General features: G+C 75.8%; 16 protein-coding genes. 8 read left to right on the top strand and 8 right to left on the bottom strand.

The genetic code is table 11. From position 1 onward, the window contains the following. Window positions 1–139 precede the first annotated feature (139 nt). Complete coding sequence (locus ACFYUY_RS14180; RefSeq protein ID WP_387900654.1) at window positions 140–568, bottom strand: CBS domain-containing protein; 429 nt, start codon at window positions 566–568, stop codon at window positions 140–142. 203 nt (window positions 569–771) lie between these two features. Here ACFYUY_RS14180 and ACFYUY_RS14175 point away from each other — a divergent pair, with 203 nt between their 5' ends. Together ACFYUY_RS14175 and ACFYUY_RS14170 are read left to right on the top strand one after the other, a co-directional pair. Beyond that, window positions 772–2,040, top strand: coding sequence for an ATP-binding protein (locus ACFYUY_RS14175; RefSeq protein WP_387900652.1), 1,269 nt, complete (start codon window positions 772–774; stop codon window positions 2,038–2,040). 233 nt (window positions 2,041–2,273) lie between these two features. Further along, a complete protein-coding gene (locus tag ACFYUY_RS14170; protein ID WP_360205599.1) occupies window positions 2,274–2,858 on the top strand; it encodes a DUF5994 family protein in 585 nt (194 codons plus the stop codon). 57 nt (window positions 2,859–2,915) lie between these two features. Here ACFYUY_RS14170 and ACFYUY_RS14165 read toward each other — a convergent pair whose 3' ends face one another. The 3 genes from ACFYUY_RS14165 to ACFYUY_RS14155 form a co-directional block, all read right to left on the bottom strand. Further along, window positions 2,916–3,167, bottom strand: coding sequence for a hypothetical protein (locus ACFYUY_RS14165; RefSeq protein WP_360205601.1), 252 nt, complete (start codon window positions 3,165–3,167; stop codon window positions 2,916–2,918). 154 nt (window positions 3,168–3,321) lie between these two features. After that, window positions 3,322–3,567, bottom strand: coding sequence for a hypothetical protein (locus tag ACFYUY_RS14160; RefSeq protein ID WP_360205604.1), 246 nt, complete (start codon window positions 3,565–3,567; stop codon window positions 3,322–3,324). Window positions 3,568–3,974: 407 nt separating this feature from the next. Further along, window positions 3,975–5,180, bottom strand: a complete 1,206-nt coding sequence (locus tag ACFYUY_RS14155) for a PP2C family protein-serine/threonine phosphatase (protein ID WP_360205607.1) — start codon at window positions 5,178–5,180, stop codon at window positions 3,975–3,977. A gap of 323 nt (window positions 5,181–5,503) precedes the next feature. Between ACFYUY_RS14155 and ACFYUY_RS14150 the strand changes: the two genes are divergently transcribed. Further along, window positions 5,504–7,558, top strand: coding sequence for a histidine kinase (locus tag ACFYUY_RS14150; RefSeq protein WP_387900649.1), 2,055 nt, complete (start codon window positions 5,504–5,506; stop codon window positions 7,556–7,558). Between the two features lie 63 nt (window positions 7,559–7,621). On the opposite strand, the gene ACFYUY_RS14145 is transcribed toward ACFYUY_RS14150, so the two are convergent. Further along, window positions 7,622–8,230 (bottom strand): response regulator transcription factor, encoded by a 609-nt coding sequence (locus tag ACFYUY_RS14145; protein WP_360205612.1) that lies wholly within the window; start codon window positions 8,228–8,230, stop codon window positions 7,622–7,624. Window positions 8,231–8,316: 86 nt separating this feature from the next. On the opposite strand from ACFYUY_RS14145, the gene ACFYUY_RS14140 reads away from it, so the two are divergent. From ACFYUY_RS14140 to ACFYUY_RS14125, 4 genes are all read left to right on the top strand, one after another. Then, window positions 8,317–9,051, top strand: a complete 735-nt coding sequence (locus tag ACFYUY_RS14140) for an ABC transporter ATP-binding protein (RefSeq protein WP_387900647.1) — start codon at window positions 8,317–8,319, stop codon at window positions 9,049–9,051. Then, window positions 9,048–11,528, top strand: coding sequence for an FtsX-like permease family protein (locus ACFYUY_RS14135; protein ID WP_387900646.1), 2,481 nt, complete (start codon window positions 9,048–9,050; stop codon window positions 11,526–11,528). Before ACFYUY_RS14140 ends, ACFYUY_RS14135 begins: the two co-directional genes overlap by 4 nt. 303 nt (window positions 11,529–11,831) lie before the next feature. After that, window positions 11,832–12,278 carry a DUF1772 domain-containing protein gene (locus ACFYUY_RS14130; RefSeq protein WP_360205617.1) on the top strand — a complete coding sequence of 149 codons (447 nt, stop codon included), beginning with the start codon at window positions 11,832–11,834 and terminating at the stop codon, window positions 12,276–12,278. Between the two features lie 101 nt (window positions 12,279–12,379). After that, window positions 12,380–12,811: a VOC family protein gene (locus ACFYUY_RS14125; protein ID WP_387900644.1), complete on the top strand. Its 432-nt coding sequence runs from the start codon at window positions 12,380–12,382 to the stop codon at window positions 12,809–12,811. Between the two features lie 52 nt (window positions 12,812–12,863). On the opposite strand, the gene ACFYUY_RS14120 is transcribed toward ACFYUY_RS14125, so the two are convergent. Together ACFYUY_RS14120 and ACFYUY_RS14115 are read right to left on the bottom strand one after the other, a co-directional pair. Continuing rightward, entirely contained in the window at window positions 12,864–13,586 is a 723-nt protein-coding gene (locus ACFYUY_RS14120; protein ID WP_387900642.1) for a helix-turn-helix domain-containing protein, read from the bottom strand. 176 nt (window positions 13,587–13,762) lie between these two features. After that, window positions 13,763–15,271 carry an alpha/beta fold hydrolase gene (locus ACFYUY_RS14115; RefSeq protein WP_387900640.1) on the bottom strand — a complete coding sequence of 503 codons (1,509 nt, stop codon included), beginning with the start codon at window positions 15,269–15,271 and terminating at the stop codon, window positions 13,763–13,765. A gap of 94 nt (window positions 15,272–15,365) precedes the next feature. Between ACFYUY_RS14115 and ACFYUY_RS14110 the strand changes: the two genes are divergently transcribed. After that, complete coding sequence (locus ACFYUY_RS14110; protein WP_387900638.1) at window positions 15,366–16,373, top strand: MerR family transcriptional regulator; 1,008 nt, start codon at window positions 15,366–15,368, stop codon at window positions 16,371–16,373. Between the two features lie 89 nt (window positions 16,374–16,462). On the opposite strand, the gene ACFYUY_RS14105 is transcribed toward ACFYUY_RS14110, so the two are convergent. Beyond that, a complete protein-coding gene (locus tag ACFYUY_RS14105; RefSeq protein ID WP_387900636.1) occupies window positions 16,463–17,260 on the bottom strand; it encodes a VOC family protein in 798 nt (265 codons plus the stop codon). Window positions 17,261–17,330 lie beyond the last annotated feature (70 nt).

Below are 17,330 nucleotides of genomic sequence, written 5' to 3'. Positions count from 1 at the left end.
ATTGGAAAGCGTGTTGGGGGCAACCCCTCACGAGTTCGAATCTCGTATCCTCCGCCGACAGGAGGCCCGGACCGCGTCACGCGGTCCGGGCCTCCGCGGCGTGTCGGGGCCACCCCTCACCCGGTCCGGGGCGGCGGCGTCACGCGGTCGGTGCGACGGTGAGCCGGCGGGTGGCGCGGTCCGCGGTGAGCACGCCGAGGATGTAGCCGTCCTCGTCCACGACGGGCCAGACCGACAGGTGCTTGACCCGCATCGCGATCGCGGCCAGCGACAGGCCCATGGTCGGCCAGGTGAACGGGCCGCGCTGGTGGGAGGTGGCGCTGATCGCGGTGCGCTCGCCGTCCCAGGGCCGGTCCAGGAACGGGCGGAGTGCGGCCCGGGTGACCAGCCCCTCGCACCGGCCGTCGTGGTCGCGGACGAGCAGGTACTCGACGCCCGCCCCGCGGAGGATGTCCTCGGCCTGGACGACGGTCTTGTCGTCGGCTATCTGGTAGTCGCAGGGGTCCATGGCGTCGGCGACCGTGAGGCCGCGGCCGCGCCGTACCGGCTGCGGGGAGTGGGTGGTCACGGTGCTCACCGTTCCCGTCTCCGACCGCCCACCGCGGGCTGCCGGACTGCCCTTCACCCAGGACGAAGCCGGAACGGGTACCGGAATGCGGGTTGCCCTGGATGACTCCGACCCTACTCCCCCGCCCGGCGGGAAGTCGGGCGGACGCACCGGGGGCGGCCCATGATGGAAGTCCGGGGGCTCGCGACCTTCGAGAGCGGCACATGGCTGTCTGGCACGTCCGGGACTTCACGCCCGAGGACCTCGAAGCGGTGGTGCGGCTCGACGCCGACAGCGCCACCACGGATCACACCGCCGTCTTCCGCCTCTCCGACGTGGTCTCCGCGTTGCAGGCGCGGAACCCGAGCGTCGTCGTGACGGCCGACGGACACCTCGTGGGCGCGGCGGTGGGCCGGGTGGACGGGGACCGCGCGTGGGTGCTGCGCATCGCCCTGCATCCCGCCTGGCGGCACCTGGGCATCGGCACCGCCCTGCTGTCGGCGCTGGAGCACCGCCTGCGGGACGCCGGCGCCAGGATCGTCGCGGCGCTGCTGCCGGACGGGGAGACCGGCGCCACCGCACTGGTCAACTCCGGGTTCCGCCCGCACCGGGGGCTCACGTACTTCGAGAAGTGGGAGGCGGTCGGCGCCCAGGACGCGACGGTCCTGGCCGTGCTGGGCGCGGTCATGCCCGAGGCCCACCTCTGGGACCGGCTCGCGGGCATGGCCGACGAGAAGCGGCTCATCGAACGACGGCTGGTGCTGCCCCTGGCCAACCCCGAGCTGGCGGACGCCCACGGCGTGGAACCTCCCCGCGCGGTCGTGCTGTTCGGCCCTCCGGGCACCGGCAAGAGCACGTTCGCCAAGGCCGTGGCCGGTCGGCTCGGCTGGCCGTTCATCGAGCTCTTCCCCTCCCGGCTCGCGTCCGAGGACGGGCTGGCCGCCGGACTCGTCCACCGCTTCGAGGAGGTGGCGCAGCTCGACCACGTGCTGCTGTTCATCGACGAGGTCGAGGAGGTCGCCGGTACCCGCAGCCTCGCCTCCCCCGCGTCGGTCGGCGTGGTCAACGAACTCCTCAAGTCGATCGTGCGGTTCCGTGAGCGCGACGACCGGCTCCTCGTCTGCGCCACCAACTCGGTGGCCGCCCTGGACCCGGCGTTCCTGCGCCACGGCCGGTTCGACTACGTCCTGCCGGTCGGACCGCCCGACTCCGCGGCCCGCAACGCACTGTGGGCCGGCTACACGGCGAGGACGGGTACCGCCGCCGACACGGCGGTCCTGGCCGCGGCCAGCGAGGGCTTCACCCCCGCCGACATCCGGCAGGTCGCCATGGCGGTCGCCCAGAGCACCTTCGAGCACACCCTCGACACGGGCGAGCGGACCCGGCCGGAAACCCAGGAGTACCTGGACGCCATCCACCGCACCCGTCCGACCGTCTCCGCGGAGATGGCCCGGGAGTTCGCCGACCAGGCGGCCCGCTACGGGCGGGTCTGAGCAGGCCACCGCCGTCGTGTCCGGTGGTCCGGTGGTCCGGTGGTCCGTCCGGAGACGCCGGCTCCGAGCGGAACTCACCACCGCGACCATGCCGGGTTCGGGCCGGACCGAGAGTAGCCTGGATATCACCGAAGGCACTTCGCATGCCGGCACCGGATACTGGCGTCGTCTCCGGCGAACGGCAATGCCGGGCCCGACCTCTCGGGCCGGACCCGGAGACAGGTTTTCCGATCATGACCACGACGCTCGATCGTGCGACGACGCCGGTCGCCCCGGATTCCCCCGCACGGCTGTCCCTCACGCCTGGTGGCGTGCGGCCCGGCCGCCTGGACGGCGCCTGGTGGCCCCGCTCGCGTGATCTTCTCCTCGAACTCCCCGCCCTGGCCGCCGACATCGACGAGCGGTGGGGCCGGATCACCCGGATCACCGTGAACCCCGCGCAGTGGCCCGTCGTCCCCCACCGGATCCCGGTCACCGGGCACACCGTCCACGCGGGCTGGTTCTCCGCCGAGCAGGACGAGCACTCGATCGCGGTGTTCTCGTACGCCCCGCGCCGGCTGAACCTGCTGGTCGTCCCGCCGGAGACGGATGCCGTCGGTGCCGCCCGGCTGATGGCCGAAGCCGCGAGCCCCGCGAACACCATGGCCGCGAGCGGTCTGCTCGCCGTGGAGACGGGCAGCGGCAGCGGCGCACCGGGGACGGGGTCCCCTCCGGACTTCCTGCCCTCGGCCGTCGCTCCCTCCGGCAGCGCCGGCGAGGCCGGCAGGCGGGCGGAGGTCGCCCGCGGCCGGGCCGCCTCCTGGCCGGTCCCCGCGTAGCCGGCGGCACGCGAGCCGTCCGCCGGACAGGCCTCACCGCTCCGCGGGCCGGGTGCGTCACTCCCGTGACCACTCGGCCTCGGCCAGCGGCCGGCCGACGGTGTCGGCCCCGTCCCAGAGCCGGATCCTGACCGCCCGGGGCCCGGGCACGGGCCGGGAGAGCGTGCGCACGAACACGTCCCGCAGGTGGTTGGCCGCCTGCTGCGGCGGCCCGTCGTACTCCAGTGGATCCTGCGGCGGAGCGCCGTTCTGCCGGGACCAGTGGCCGTCGTCGTCCTGTGTCTCCAGAACCCATCGGTAGTGCCGCATCATGGCCTCCCGTGCCGACGATCCCGCCCCGGAGACGACTGTATGGGCGGGGCGGACCAGCAGCGACCGGTGGAGTCCGACCGGCCACCGCCGAGCGGCCCGGCGACCGCCTCCGAGGGCGGCGGTCCGCACGGAGCGCCGCCAGTGATCGCCGTCAGTACTCGGCGCCGCTTCGCAGGTAGCTGCCCACGACCTGGAGCCACGCCCCGGGGCCGAAGCAGACCTCGATCCGGTACGGGGTGTCCTCGAAGACCCGCAGGACGCGCAGCGCCCCGCTCGGATGCAGGTCGTACTCGAAGGTGACGCCGTCCGCACCGTCCTCGTACTGCAGGTCCAGTGGGCCCTTCGAGGGCTCCGCCGGCGCGCGGGCATCGGCCGAGAGCTTCACGTAGACGGACATCTCGCCGCACCGCCTCTCCTGTTGTCTGCCCGAGGAGCCCGGTCCCACGAGGCCGTCGCACTGGGCCGTCCCTCAGGACGCATCGACCGGACGCACGCCCGACCCCTCGGGGAGCCGGTGCCGGTGGCGACGGGCGTCTGCCCCGGCGGCACGTCGTCCCGGGCTTCGGCGTCCGGCCCGACGCCCGCGACGGGTCCGAGGCGTACGGTCAACGCCCTGACCGGACCGGCCGGTTCGGCTCCGGCGCCCCGTGAACGCGGCCACCGTGCGCGGCGGTGGCCGGGCCGCCCCGATCCCCACGGTACTCCGCCCGCACCACACCGACCCGGCCGGTCACGGCAGCCGGTGCGGGGTACCGATCCTCCCGGCGTCGGCCGTCCCGTCTCAGTCCACGCCGGCCGGCCCGGTCAGCGCCACTCGATCAGGAACAGCGTGGCGTCGTCGCTCGTGCGCCCGCCCCGCTTCTCCTTCAGGACGTTGGAGAGCGCCCGCACCACGGCCCGCACCCCGGTCACGGAGCGCTCGACACGATTGACCCAGTCGATCAGCTGCTCCTCCCCGAACTGCTCACCGCCGGGCTCGCGTTCCTCGACCAGGCCGTCGGTGAAGCACAGGACCTGGTCGCCGTGCCGCAGCACCCGCTCGCTGATCACCGGCTCCTCGCCGCCGAAGCCGACCGGCAGGGTCGTCTCGCTGTCGAGCCGCTCGACGACGACGTGGTCGCGGATCAGCAGCGGCCGGGGGTGTCCGGCGTTGACCCACTGCAGGTGGCCGGTCAGGGTGTCCAGCCGCATCATCTGCGCGGTGACGAAGTGGTCCGGGCCGAACTGTTCGGCGACGGCCCGGTCCATGAACGCGTAGATCTCGGCGAGCCCGATGTCGGCGCGCCGGGCGTGCCGGTACGCGCCGATGGCGACGGTCGCCATGGTCGCGGCGTCGAGCCCGTGGCCCATGGCGTCGATCGTGGCCACGTGCAGGAGGTCGTCGTTGAGCGCGTAGTCGAAGCTGTCACCGGCCACCTGGTAGGCGGGTTCGAGGATGCCGGCCACGGCGACCCGGTGGACGGTCATCGACAGCGGCGGCAGCAGCGACCACTGGATCTCGGCGGCCACGCTCATCGGTTCCAGGCGGCGGGCCTGGAAGATCCGGTCGGTGTAGCCGCTCCTGGTGGTCAGCAGATCGGCGGCCAGGGCGGCGAGGCGCCGCAGGAACCGCCGGTCGTCGTCATCGACGGCGTCCAGCGTGAGGGCCAGGATCCCGGCCTCGTCACCGCCGTCCAGCAACGGCAGGTACACCCGTACCCCGTCGGCCTGCCGTTCCTCGACGGGGACACCGCGCAGGAAGGCCGCACCCGCGGGAGAGCCGTCGATCGGCACCGGCTCCCCGGCCGCGGGCCCCCGCCCGAGCAGCGGTACCAGCACCAGCTGGCCGTAGTCCTGCAGCAGCAGAGCCGGGTCACGGCCGCCGAGCCCGCGCACCACGTCGGCGACCAGCGGGGCGATCAGCTGGGGCGGCAGCTCGTGGGCCCGGTCGAGCAGCGCGCCCAGCAGCCGCTCGCCGCGCCCCTGCGCCCGGTCGCGTCCCGCTGCACCGGACGGCCGCTCACCGCTCATCCTCGCTCACCGCCGTCCTCCTCCGGTCGCGGCACCCGTCACCGGCTCGGTCCACCCCGGCACCCCGGCACCCCGGCACCCCGGTGCAGTTCGCCGGGGCGGGTCCTTCCATTACGCCCGACGGCGGTGCATTCCGCCCCCGGTCGCACTCCTGCCCACCGGCCGCCCGCCGGCGCGCTCACCCGCGCCGGAGCATCCGCCCGGGGCCCGGGCCGACTGCCGACGGGCCGGGGCCGGTGATCGTCCCGGCGTACGATGCGCGCGTGGAGGCAGCACGGGGGCGGGGTGTCGGGCCGCGCACGGCGCGGGCGTTGGTGGTTTCGGTGGCTGCGGCGCTGGCCGCGGCGCACCTGCTGAAGGGGTTCGGGCGGGTGCCGACGGCGCCGGTCGCGGGGGTGGCGATCGTGGTCGGCTGCCTCGCGCTGGTGGCGCTCCAGCTCCGGCACACCCGGCCCGACCCCGTACCGGCCCCGGCCCGGGAGGGCTGGACGGCCGTGGAGCTGGCGCTCGCCTTCGTGGCGGTGGGCGCGCTCGACGTCTCGATCGGCCTGCTCTGCCTGCCCGCCGCCTCGCTGCTGCTGGAGCGCCGCCGACTGCTGCTGCCCCTGCTGGCGGCCGGTGCGGTGCTGGTCGAGGCGGCCCGGGCCGCCGGGGTCCGGGACACCGTCGACATGCTGCTGACCGTCGCGCTCGGCGGCACCATGCTCTACGCCGTCACCACGCTCGCCCTGCTGGCGACCCGGGTGCACGCCGCACGGCTCACCCTCGCGGCCTCGGCGGTCACCGACGAGCGGCTGCGCATCGCGTCCCGCCTGGGCAGCGGGCTGTCCGCGGGGCTGGCCGAGATCCACGACCTGGCCGCCCGGCGGGAGCCGTCCGCCCTGGACGCCCTGATCGCGGTGGCCCGCCGGACGCTGGCGGCCGCCCGGGCCACCGCCGCCGAGCTGCGCAGCCTCTCGCTGGCCCCGGAGGCGGCGAGCGCCCGCGCCCTGCTGGCCTCGGCCGGGGTCGCGGCCGACATCCGGATCGGGCACCGCGAGCCGCTCGGACCGGCCGGGACGGTGCTGGCGACGGTGCTGCGCGAGGCGGTCACCGGTGTGGTCCGGGTGGGCGACGCCCGCCGGTGCGAGGTCTCCACCGACGAGCGGGCCGGGACGGTGATGCTGCGCGTGGTCAGCGACGGCGTGCGGACGGCGGCGCTCGGCGCGGACGTCCTGGCCGGCCTCGCCGACCGGGTCCGCGAGGCCGGCGGCAGCCTGACCGCGGGGCTGGAGCCGGACGGGCGCTTCGCCGTGGAGGCGTCGGTGGCGGCCGCCGCCGCCCCGCCCGCCGCCGATCCGCCCGAGCTGCGCACCGCGCTCGGCCTGTACTACTTCCTGCTCGCCGTGTTCTGCGTCAAGGCGCTGCTGTTCGTCCCCGCGCCCCGGCTCGCCCTCGGGGTGGTGTGCGCGGCGGCCTTCTGCGCCTTCCAGGTCCGGTTCTCCATCCAGGACGCGACCCGCCACGCCCGCCGCGCCCTGCTCGCCTCGGCGGTGCTCGCCCTGCTGCCGCTGCCCTGGCTGGGCCGGAACTGGATCGGCGCGGCCGGCATCCTCGCGGGCTCGCTGCTGATCGCCCTGCCGCTGCGCGCGGGCGCGGCCCTGGCCGGCGCGCTGGTGGTGGCCGCCGGGGCGATCGGCGGCTCCGGTCCGGCGGCCGTGCTGATGACCGCCGTCAACGCGCTGATCACCTGCGTGGTGGTGTACGCGGTGCTGCGCCTGGTCCGGTTGGTGCGGGAGCTGCAACGGGCGGCGGCCGGGCTGGCCCGGGCCGTCGTCGTCACCGAGCGCCTGCGCGCCGCCCGGGACCTGCACGACCTGCTCGGGCACGGCCTGGCCGCGATCCTGCTCAAGGCCGAACTCGCCCGGCGTCTGACGGACACCGACCCCGACCGCTGCCGGGCCGAGCTGGCGGACATCGTGCGCCTGGCCGGGCGCGGGCAGGTCGAGCTCGGGTCGCTGGCCGACGACAGCCCCAGGCTGTCCTTCACCACCGAACTGGCCTCGGCGGCAGGGGTCCTGGAAGCCGCCGCCATCACGGTGGAGCTGGACGACGAACCGGTGCCGGCCGCGGCGGGCGCCGTGCTGGGCGTGGTCCTGCGGGAGGCCGTGACCAACATCCTGCGGCACAGTCGCGCCCGGCACGCCCGGATCGCCACCTCGGTGGCCGGCGGCTCAGCGCGCCTGGAGGTGGAGAACGACGGCGTCCCGGACGGTGTCACCGCGCCGGGTTCCGGGATCGGCGGTCTGACGGTCCGCCTCGCCGAGGCGGGCGGCACCCTGGCCGCCGGGCCGGACGACGGGTGGTACCTGCTGCGCGCCGAGGTACCGCTGGACTGACCCGCCGGGCCCGGGAGCACCGCCCGCGGCCGGCCCGGTATCACCGCCGGCGGGCGGCCCCCGTCACAGCCAGCCGGCCTCCCGGGCGATCCGCACCGCGTCCGTCCGGTTGCGGGCGTTCAGCTTGCCGACGACCGCGGTCAGCACGTTGCGCACGGTGCCGGTCGACAGGTGCAGCCGGGTGGCGATCTCGGGCGGCTCGGCGCCCTCGGCGAGCTCCCGCAGCACGTGGTTCTCGCGCGGGGTGAGCGGGTTGTCCGCCAGGTCCCAGGCGGCGACGGCCAGCCCCGGGTCCAACACCCTTCCGCCCGCGGCCACCTGACGGATGGCCGCGACCAGCTCCGCCGGCGGGACGGTCTTCAGCAGGAAGCCGTCCACCTTGGCGTCCAGGGCCTTGCGGAGCAGCCCGGGGCGGCCGAGCGAGGTCAGCATCAGCGTCCGGCAGTCCGGCAGCTTCTCCTTCAGCGCCGCGGCCGCCTGCAGGCCGTCCAGCCGGCCCGGCATCTCGATGTCCAGCACCGCCACGTCGGGCAGGAAGACCATCGCCCGGGGCACCACCTCGTCGGCCGAGTCGGTCTCCGCCACGACCTCCAGGTCGGGCTCCAGTTCGAGGAGCGCCACCAACGCCCCGCGCACCACGTGCTGGTCCTCGGCCAACAGGAGTCTGATCATGTCCCGACCCTACCCGTGACGATGTCACGGGTGCCGCGTGATCGCGTCCCTGGGAGGGGGGTTCACGGGTCGGCAGGCTGGAGCACATGAGCGAAGCGATCACTTTGGACGCCGTGAGCAAGGTCTACGGCAAGGGGCGGGGTGCGGTCGCCGCGCTGCGCGAGGTGACGGTGCGGCTGCCCAAGGGCGGCTTCACCGCCGTGATGGGGCCGTCCGGTTCGGGCAAGAGCACCTTCCTGCACTGCGCGGCGGGGCTGGACCGCCCGACCGCCGGCACCGTCCGGCTCGGGGACACCGACCTGTCCCGGCTGAGCGAGACCAAGCTGACCGAACTGCGGCGGGAGCGAGCCGGTTTCGTGTTCCAGTCGTTCAACCTGATCTCCTCGCTGACGGTCGAGCAGAACGTCACGCTGCCGCTGCGGCTGGCCGGGCGCCGGGCCGACGCCGGGCGCCTCGCCGACCTGGTCCGCCGGGTGGGCCTGCAGGAGCGCACCGGGCACCGGCCCGGGCAGCTCTCCGGCGGCCAGCAGCAACGCGTGGCCATCGCCCGGGCGTTGATCTCGAACCCCGAGGTGGTCTTCGCCGACGAACCCACCGGCGCGCTGGACACCATGACGGCCCGCGAGGTCCTGACGCTGCTGCGGCAGACCGTCGACGAGCTCGGTCAGACCATCGTCATGGTCACCCACGACCCGGTCGCCGCGTCCTACGCCGACGAGGTGCTGTTCCTGGCCGACGGCCGGGTCGCCGACACCATGTCCGGGCCGACCGCCGCCAAGGTCGCCGACCGCATGATCCGCCTGGGAGCGTGGAACCGATGATGCTGAGCCTCGCCCTCACCACCCTCCGGCACCGCCGGGCCGGGTTCGTCGGAGCCTTCGTCGCCCTGTTCTGCGCCGCGGCCCTGGTCTGCGGCTGCGGGACCCTCCTGGTCACCGGCCTGACCGGCACCGTCGGGCCCGAACGCTACGCGGCCGCGCCGATCGTCGTGTCCGGGGACCAGGACGTGCACTCCTTCGTGGACAAGGGCAAGGGGAAGGTCAAGGAGAAGGCCAAGCCGATCGCCGACCACGCCTGGGTGCCGGCCGCCCTCGCCGACCGCATCGCCGCGCTGCCGTCGGTGCGGGCCGTCGCCGCCGAGGTGACCTTCCCGGTGCTGCTGCCCGCCGGGCCCACCGGCAACTCCTGGGGCCACGGTTGGGAGTCCGCCCCGCTGGCCGGACTCACCCTCGCGGCCGGCCGTGCGCCCGCCGCCCCCGACGAGGTCGTCGTCGACGCGGCCACCGCGGCCCGGGCCGGGCTGGCGCCCGGTGCCACCACGGCGGCCCGGACGGCCGCGGCGACGCTGAACCTCCGCGTCGTCGGCGTCACCGCCCAGGGGTTCGACAGCCAGGCGGCGGTCTTCTTCGCGTCCGACCGGGCCCGGCTGCTCGCCGGCCACGACGGCCTGGTCAGCGCGATCGGCGTCTTCCCGGCCGCCCCCTCCGCGGCGGCGGACGTCCGGGCGCTGCTCGCCGCCGCACCCGCCGTCCCGGCCGTCCCGGCCGCCGTGGCCCGCACCGGCGACGACCGCGGGCTGGTGGAGTTCCCGGACGCCGCCAACGCCCAGGTCCGCCTGGTCAGCATGGGCGCCGTCCTGGCCGGCACCTCGCTGCTGGTCGCGCTGCTGATCGTGGTCGGCACCTTCGGCCTGTCGATCCAGCAGCGGCAGCGGGAGATCGCCGTCCTGCGGGCCGTGGCCGCCACCGGGCGGCAGGTCCGCAAGATGATCGGCGGTGAGGCGCTCGTCGTCGGCCTGGCCGCCGGAGCCCTCGGTGCCGCCGCCGGCCTTCCGCTCGGCGGCTGGCTGCACGGACGCTTCGTCGCCCTGGACGTGATCCCGGCGAACCTGCCGGTCGTGCTCTCGCCCTTCCCGGTGCTGGCCGCCGCCGCGGCCACCCTGCTGGCCGGCTGGGGCGCGGCCCGGATCTCGGCCCGGCGCGCCACCGCCATCAAGCCGGTCGAGGCCCTCGGCGAGGCGGAGATCAAGCCGCCGCGGCTGGCCTGGCCCCGGATCGGGTTCGGCGTGCTCGCCACCGCCGCGGCCGTCGTGCTCACCGCCCTGCTGACCATCCTGCACTCCGACCAGGCCTCGACCCCGACCTGCTTCATCGCCGTCCTGCTCTGGTGCACCGCGTTCTCCCTGCTGGGCCCCCTGGTGGCCAGGGTCGGCACGGCCCTCCTCGGTCTGCCGCTGAGGGCGTCCCGGGTCGGCGGCTACCTCGCCGTCCACAACCTCCGGGCCGGGGCGCACCGGCTGGCCTCGGTGGTGACCCCGCTGACCCTGCTGATCGCCATGGCCTGCACCATCCTGTTCACCCAGACCACCACCGGGCAGGCGGCCGCCGCCCAGCGGGAGCGCGGCAACACCGCCGACTTCGTCGTCGGCCCGCACGCCCCGGCCGGCGCCGCCGGGTCGCTCGCCGCCGTCCCGGGCGTCCGGACCGTGACCCGCGTCCTGCACAGCCAGGTCCGCGACGGACTGACCAAGCGCAGCGTGCAGGCCGTCACCCCCGAGCGCCTGACCGACACCCTCGACCTCGGTGTCACCGCCGGTGACCTCGGCGCGCTGAAGGACGACACCGCCGCGGCCGCCGACGGGCTGGGCTACCGGCTGGGCCAGCGCGTCCGCCTCACCCTCGCCGACGGCACCCCGACCGAGGTCACGGTGGTCGCCCTCTACGGCCGTGGCCTCGGATTCGGCGACCTCACCCTCGCGCACCACCTGGTCGCCGCCCACGTCGACGTGCCGCTCGACGACGAACTGCTGGTCCGCGGCGACGGCCTCACCCGGCAGGCCCTCACCGCCGCCCTGCACGGCGACCCCGGCCTCGGGGTGCTCGACCACGCCGCCGCGGCGGCCTCGGAGAACCGGACCGGCGCCCAGATCGGCTACGTCACCCTCGGGCTGATCATCGCCTTCGTGGCCATCGCCGTCCTCAACACCCTGGCCATGAGCATCTCCGCCCGCCGCCACGAGTTCGCCGCGCTCGCCCTGACCGGCGCCACCCGCCGTCAGATCCGGCGGATGCTCGGCTGGGAGACCGTGGTCTCCGTCGCCCTCGCCGGCGTGCTCGGTCTCGCCGTCGCCTTCGCGGTGCTCACCACCTACGCGGAGGGCATCACCCGCGGCACCGCGGGGGCCGCCGTGCCCGTCACCGAACTCGCCCTGGTCCTGCTGGGCGCCGCCGGGCTCGCCGCCCTCGGCACCTGGCTCCCCGCCCGCACCACCCTGCGCGGCCTCCGCCGCCCGGCGTGACCGCTCCCGTCACCCCCGCCGCCCCCACCGCCGCCTGTCGGCGGCACCGCCCGGCCGGCGCCCCACCCGAGGCGCGCCCGCCACCGGCCGAAGGCCCGGACCGCTGAGCGGTCCGGGCCTTCGCCGTGAGTGCCCCGCGGCCCGTCACGTCCCGACCGGGCCAGGCCGGGCCGAGCCGAGCCGAGCCGAGCCGAAGGTTTCCTAGCGCTGCTAGACATTCAAGCGGCGACACATCTAGCATTGCGTCAGAACCTAGCGGCGCTAGACAAGCTCGCGCGCCGCATCGGAACCCTGGGAGGGGACATGCAGAACGCACTCGCCGTCGTCACCGTCGTGGTCGTCGGCCTGCTGGTGGGCGTGGAGTTCGCGGTGGCGGTCTTCGTCAACCCGATCGTCGACGGGCTGCCGCACAACGGCGGCCTCGCGGCCCGCAGCAACGGGGCCCGGCTGCTCGGGCGGGTGATGCCCTTCTGGTACATCGGCTCGCTGGTGCTCGGGGTGGCCTGGTCCGCGGTGTCCTGGGGCGGCACCGGGGCGGGCCTGGTCGCCACCGCCGCCGGACTGCTCGTCCTCAGCGTGCTGATGTCCGTCGCCCTGCTCGTCCCGATCAACTCCCGGGCCGCGCAGTGGACCCCGGAGAACGCCCCCGCGGACTGGCGGGAGCAGCTCGGCCGCTGGGACCGCCTGCACTACGGCCGGGTGGCCGTCATCGTGACCGCGTTCGTGCTGCTCGTCGTCGCCCTCGTGTGAGGCCGGGCCGGACGCGGTGCGCGACACCGGCACCGGCACCGGCACGACGGTGTCCGATTCGTTCAAGACCGGGCGGGCCGGGGGTGCCTACCGTGGCGGGCATGAAGAGGACATCAACGCCGCGGTTCGGGTTCGTGGGTCTCGCCGTCTCCGATCTGGCCGCCTCGATCGCGTTCTACCGGCGGCTCGGACTGGAGTTCCCCGACGGGGCCGAGGAACTGCCCCACGTGGAGGCCGAGTTGCCGGGCGGGTTGCTCCTGGCGCTCGATCCGGAGTCGACCATCCGCTCGTTCCATCCGCAGTGGCGGCCACCGTCGGGCGGCGGCCGCGTCTCGCTGGCGTTCCGGTGCGCGAGCCCGGCGCAGGTGGACGCGGTGTACGAGGAGCTGGTCGAGGCCGGGTACCACGGGGAGTTGAAGCCGTGGGACGCCTTCTGGGGGCAGCGCTACGCGGTGGTACACGATCCGGACGGGAACGGCGTCGACCTGCTCGCGCCCCTCCCGTCGGCCGGGGAGCCGCCCGCCGGGGAGTGACCCGGGCGGGGAGCGGCCCGGGCGGGGAGCGGCCCGGCCTGGCTCCGCCGGGTCAACGGGCCTCCCGGCGGGGCAGCAGCGCGGTCAGCGGGGTGCCGGCCAACTCCCGCACGTCCCGGGCCAGGTGGGCCTGGTCGGCGTAGCCCGCACGGGCGGCGGTGTCGGCGAGCGGAGCGCCGGCGCGGGCCAGCGCGAGGGCGCGCTGCAGCCGGAGGATCCGGGCGAGGGTCTTGGGGCCGTACCCGAAGGCGGTCAGCGAGCGCCGGTGGAGCTGCCGGGCTCCGAGGCCGACGGCGGCGGCCGTCGCCGCGACGGGCCGGCCGGCGGCGAGGGCGGTGGCGACGGCCCGGACGAGCGGGTCGACGGGTGCCGCGTCGGCGGCCAGGCGCAGCGCGAGGTCCTCCAGGACGGCCGCCGGGTCGGGCGCGGCGTCGATCCGCCCGGTGAGGCGGCGCACCCTGGGGCCGTCCAGGACGTCGGACAACTCGACCCTCCGGTCGCGCAGTTCGTGCGCGGGGACGCCGAGCAGGGCGGGGGCCGCGCCGGGCGGGAGGCGGATGCCGGCCCAGGGGCCGGCCAGGCCGGGGCCGGGGCGGAAGGCGTGGCTGTCGGGGCCGGCGACGAGGAGCCGGCCCGGGGTCCAGAGCAGGTCCATGCAGCCGTCGGGCAGCACCAGGCCGGCCGGGCCGTCGGCCGTGTCCGGCCCGACGGCCTGCCGCGTCCACACCACCGCGCCGGACAGCCGGGACGTCCGCTCCGCGTACTCGGGGGCCATGTCACGAGGCTACGCGGGCCCGTCCGGCGACACCCCCGTGGCTGCCGGACGGGCTCCCGCGCGCGGCCGGGAGCCGCCCCGGCGGGGAGCGGTCCCCGGGCCGCCGGGCGTGGACGGAACCCGAGCGGCTCCGCCCCCGCCCGGAGCCGCCCCGGCGGGAGCGGCCCCCGGCGGGATCAGGCCCGCAGGTGGCCGATGACGGATCCGGCCGCCGTGACGAGCGCGTCCCTGACCTCGTCGATGTGGTCCGTGACCTCGAAGCCGTGCTGCCCGTGCGGGACGTCGATCAGCTGCAGGTCGACCTTCGCGTCCTGCGCCGCCGCGACGAAGCGCTCGACGGTCGCCGCGATGGCCTCGCCCTCCAGTCCGGCCCGGGTGAGCACGACGGGCAGCCGGCCGGCGCCCGCGACCGCCTCGGCCGGGCGGAAGCGCCGGTCGACGGCCTCCCAGCCGGGCAGCGGCGCCAGCACCGGGTAGTTGGCGGCCAGGCAGCGCAGCCAGGTGGGCGGCGCGGCGAGCCAGTCGGTGGTGAGCAGACCTCCGCCGGAGAAGAACCAGAGGGCGATCCGGTCGCCGTCGACCCGGGGGTCGGCGCGCAGCGCGTCGACGGCGGCGGCGATCTCCGCGGCGGCCTGCGGGTATCCGAGGAGGTCGTGCAGCCCGTGGCCGACGACGGCCCCGACGACGCCGAGGCTCGCCGCCCAGCGGCCGTAGCCGGTGTAGATCGGCCAGTCCTGCGGCCGCTCGTCGGCGGGGACGGGGCCGCCGTGGACGAACAGGACGGCGGGCTGCGGCCCGTCGGCCCGCGGCAGGTAGAGGTCGAGGTTGCCGATGCGCTCGCGCGGGCAGTCCGGCAGCGGGTGCTCGGGGGTGTCGAGGACGTGCGGGCGGTGGAAGGCGGGCGTCCCGTCGGTGTCGGGCGGGCTGATCCGGTGGCCCTCGCCAGCGGCGGCCCGCAGCAGCACGTCGGCGAGGTCGTCGGCGCGGGAGAGCATCGGCCAGTGGCCGGTGTCCAGGTCGAAGAAGGTCACCCGGGGGTCGGCGAGCGGGCGGAACTGCGGCATGCCGGTCGCGACCATGGCCTCGACGGTGGCGGTGCTGATACCGCCCGCGGTGCCGAAGACGCCGGTGGTCGGTACGGCGGCGACGGCGCCGGTGAGCCGCAGCGGTTCGGTGAGGGTGGCCACCGGCTGGCCGGCGGCGTGCGCGGTGAGCCGGTCGAGGTCCTGGTCGGTGAGGCCGGCCGGGCTGCCCCAGCGGTGCCAGTCACCGCGCCCGGGGGCCGGGAGCAGTCCGTCGGCGGGGATGTCGGCCGGGTCGAGCAGCAGTTCGCGGGCGGCCTGGTCGGGGACCAGCTGGACGGCCCGGTCGCCGTCCGTGGGCAGGCCCGCGTCGAGGTAGACGATCCGGGCGATCCGGTCGGCGCGGAGGTCGGCGGCGCCGAGCACCGGGTGGATGCCGTAGTCGTGGCCGACCAGGACGAGCTCGGGGTCGGCGACGGCGTCGATCAGGCCGAGCACGTCCGCGACGTGGGTGTCCAGGGAGGCGTGCGGTGCGGGCCGCTCCCCCAGCCCGGTGAGCGTGGCCGCGTGGACCTCGGCTCCGGCCGCCCGCAGCCGCTCGGCCACCGCCCCCCAGATCCAGCCTCCGGTGAAGTGGCCCGGTACCAGTACGAACGCGGTCATGGTCGACTCCTCGCGGTCAGTGCCTCCGGGGCGGCCGACCGGCCGTCCGGGTTCGTCGGTACCGTAGGAACTCCCCCTGAGGGAGGTTCAAGTCGTGTCACCAGCAGAGTTCTGGAGCATCGGTGAGCTCGCCGAGCACGCGGGCGTCACCGTCAAGACCGTGCGCTTCTACTCCGACCGTGGCCTGCTCCCGGAGGCCGGCCGCAGTTCGGGCGGCCACCGCAGGTACGGGCCGGAGGCGCTGGAACGGCTGCGGCTGATCCGTTCGCTGCGCACGCTGGACCTGCCCGTCCCCGAGGTCGGCCGGCTGCTGGAGCAGGACGAGGTGCTGGGGGACGCCCTGGAGGACGCGGTGGCCCGGCAGCTGCGCGAGCTGGGTTCGCAGCTGACCGCGCTGCGCTGGCGGGAGGCTGCGCTGCGGCTGCTGCACGACTGCCCGCCGCAGGAGCGCGCCGACCGGTTGGCGCTGATCGGCGGGCTGAGCACTCCGCCCGACACGACCGCGCTGGCGCGCTTCTGGCGCCGGATGCTGCCGCCCCGGATGCCGGCCGGGCTGACCGCGTCGATCCTGGACGCGGCCGTCCCGCAGCCGCCGGCCGACCCGACTCCCGGCCAGGTGCTGGCCTTCGCCCGGCTGCACGCGCTCTCCCTCGGGGGCTGCTCGGGCCGGGGCCACGGCCCGAACGAGAAGGCCAGGACGAACCGGGACCACCGGCCGACGGTGCTCTACCAGGGCCTCGAGGGGGCGTACGCGCTGGCCTCGGCCGAGCTGTCGGCCGGGCGGGCGCCGCACCGGGGCGAGGCGCTGGACGGCTTCGTCGACGCCCACGCCGCCTCCTGGAGCACCCGGGACACCCCGGCCTTCCGCACCCGGCTCAGCGCGCTGCTGACCATCACCGACGATCCGGTCATCGGCCGCTACTGGGAGCTGGCGGGCGAGCTGACCGGGCCCGGCGAGACCACGCTCGGCGCGGCCCACACCTGGCTGCGCACGGCGCTGGACGAGCAGCTGACCAGCGAGGGGCCGACCGCCCCGGAGTCCTGGATGCCGTTGCCGCCCGCCCTGGTGGCCGCGACCGCGGAGGCGGGCCCGGCCGGGTGAACGGGCCCGGCGGGTGAGCCGGGCCCGTCCGGGCCGGCCAGGGGCACCGAGCACGCCCGGCCCCCGGGCAGACCGGACCACCGGCCGGATCAGACCTCCACCGTCGGCGGCTGCTCCCCCTCGGTCCGGCCCAGGTCGATGATCCCGAAGGCCGCCCCCTGCTGGTCGCCGACCGCCGCGAACCGGCCGAACGGGCTGTCCATCGGCCCGAAGTGCACCGTGCCGCCGCGCGCCCGCAGCCGCTCGATCGCCGCGTCGGTGTCGTCCACCGCGAAGTAGACGCTCACGTACGAAGGGACCCCGGGCGGCAGGAAGTCGCCCTCCGCCGCCATCCGGCCCAGCACCGGCAGGTCGCCGACCCGGAACATCCGGTAGTCGACCTGTTCGGTGTCCATCTTCCTGACCCCGTACGGGAAGACGGCGGGGAAGAACGCGTCCGCCTTCGCCGGCTCGCGGGTCACCACCTCGGCCCAGCTGTACGCGCCGGGCTCTCCCTGCTTCTCGAAGCCCTGGTGGGCACCGGCCTGCCAGACCCCGAACACCACGCCTCCCGGGTCCCTGGCGATCACCATGGTGCCGAAGTCGCCGACCTGCATCGGGCCCATCACCAGCTCCCCGCCGTTGGCGCCGATCCGCTGCGCGGTGGCCGCGGCGTCGGGCGAGGCGAGGTACAGGCACCAGGCGGACTGCGCCTGCTGCCCGGGCATCGGCGGCACGATCGCGGCGACCGCCTTGCCGCCCGAGTACGCCTGCGTGTAGTTCCCGTACTCCGACGCGCTCTCGCCGAAGGTCCAGCCCAGCACGTCGCCGTAGAACGCCTTGGCGCCCTCCAGGTCGGTGAACATCGCGTCGGCCCAGCAGGGGGCGCCCTCGGGGAATCCGGCCATCGTTCCAGCCCTCTCACGCGGAGACGTGCGCCCGCGGCGTGCGGCGCACCGGCCCCCCACCGGGCCACCC

Origin of the sequence: Kitasatospora sp. NPDC004745, from assembly GCF_042873275.1 — a bacterium.
GTDB lineage: Bacteria > Actinomycetota > Actinomycetes > Streptomycetales > Streptomycetaceae > Kitasatospora.
Note: the sequence above shows the minus strand (reverse complement) of the source record. Positions and strands in the feature narration are given on the sequence as shown.

Bases quoted from the DNA above. Each gene is read 5' to 3' on its own strand.
- ACFYUY_RS14140 (WP_387900647.1), top strand. From the start codon at position 8,317: ATGAGCGAAGCGATCACTTTGGACGCCGTGAGCAAGGTCTACGGCAAG.
- ACFYUY_RS14175 (WP_387900652.1), top strand. From the start codon at position 772: ATGGCTGTCTGGCACGTCCGGGACTTCACGCCCGAGGACCTCGAAGCG.
- ACFYUY_RS14130 (WP_360205617.1), top strand. From the start codon at position 11,832: ATGCAGAACGCACTCGCCGTCGTCACCGTCGTGGTCGTCGGCCTGCTG.
- ACFYUY_RS14105 (WP_387900636.1), bottom strand. From the start codon at position 17,260: ATGGCCGGATTCCCCGAGGGCGCCCCCTGCTGGGCCGACGCGATGTTC.
- ACFYUY_RS14125 (WP_387900644.1), top strand. From the start codon at position 12,380: ATGAAGAGGACATCAACGCCGCGGTTCGGGTTCGTGGGTCTCGCCGTC.
- ACFYUY_RS14115 (WP_387900640.1), bottom strand. From the start codon at position 15,271: ATGACCGCGTTCGTACTGGTACCGGGCCACTTCACCGGAGGCTGGATC.
- ACFYUY_RS14120 (WP_387900642.1), bottom strand. From the start codon at position 13,586: ATGGCCCCCGAGTACGCGGAGCGGACGTCCCGGCTGTCCGGCGCGGTG.
- ACFYUY_RS14170 (WP_360205599.1), top strand. From the start codon at position 2,274: ATGACCACGACGCTCGATCGTGCGACGACGCCGGTCGCCCCGGATTCC.
- ACFYUY_RS14160 (WP_360205604.1), bottom strand. From the start codon at position 3,567: ATGTCCGTCTACGTGAAGCTCTCGGCCGATGCCCGCGCGCCGGCGGAG.
- ACFYUY_RS14155 (WP_360205607.1), bottom strand. From the start codon at position 5,180: ATGAGCGGTGAGCGGCCGTCCGGTGCAGCGGGACGCGACCGGGCGCAG.
- ACFYUY_RS14165 (WP_360205601.1), bottom strand. From the start codon at position 3,167: ATGCGGCACTACCGATGGGTTCTGGAGACACAGGACGACGACGGCCAC.
- ACFYUY_RS14145 (WP_360205612.1), bottom strand. From the start codon at position 8,230: ATGATCAGACTCCTGTTGGCCGAGGACCAGCACGTGGTGCGCGGGGCG.
- ACFYUY_RS14135 (WP_387900646.1), top strand. From the start codon at position 9,048: ATGATGCTGAGCCTCGCCCTCACCACCCTCCGGCACCGCCGGGCCGGG.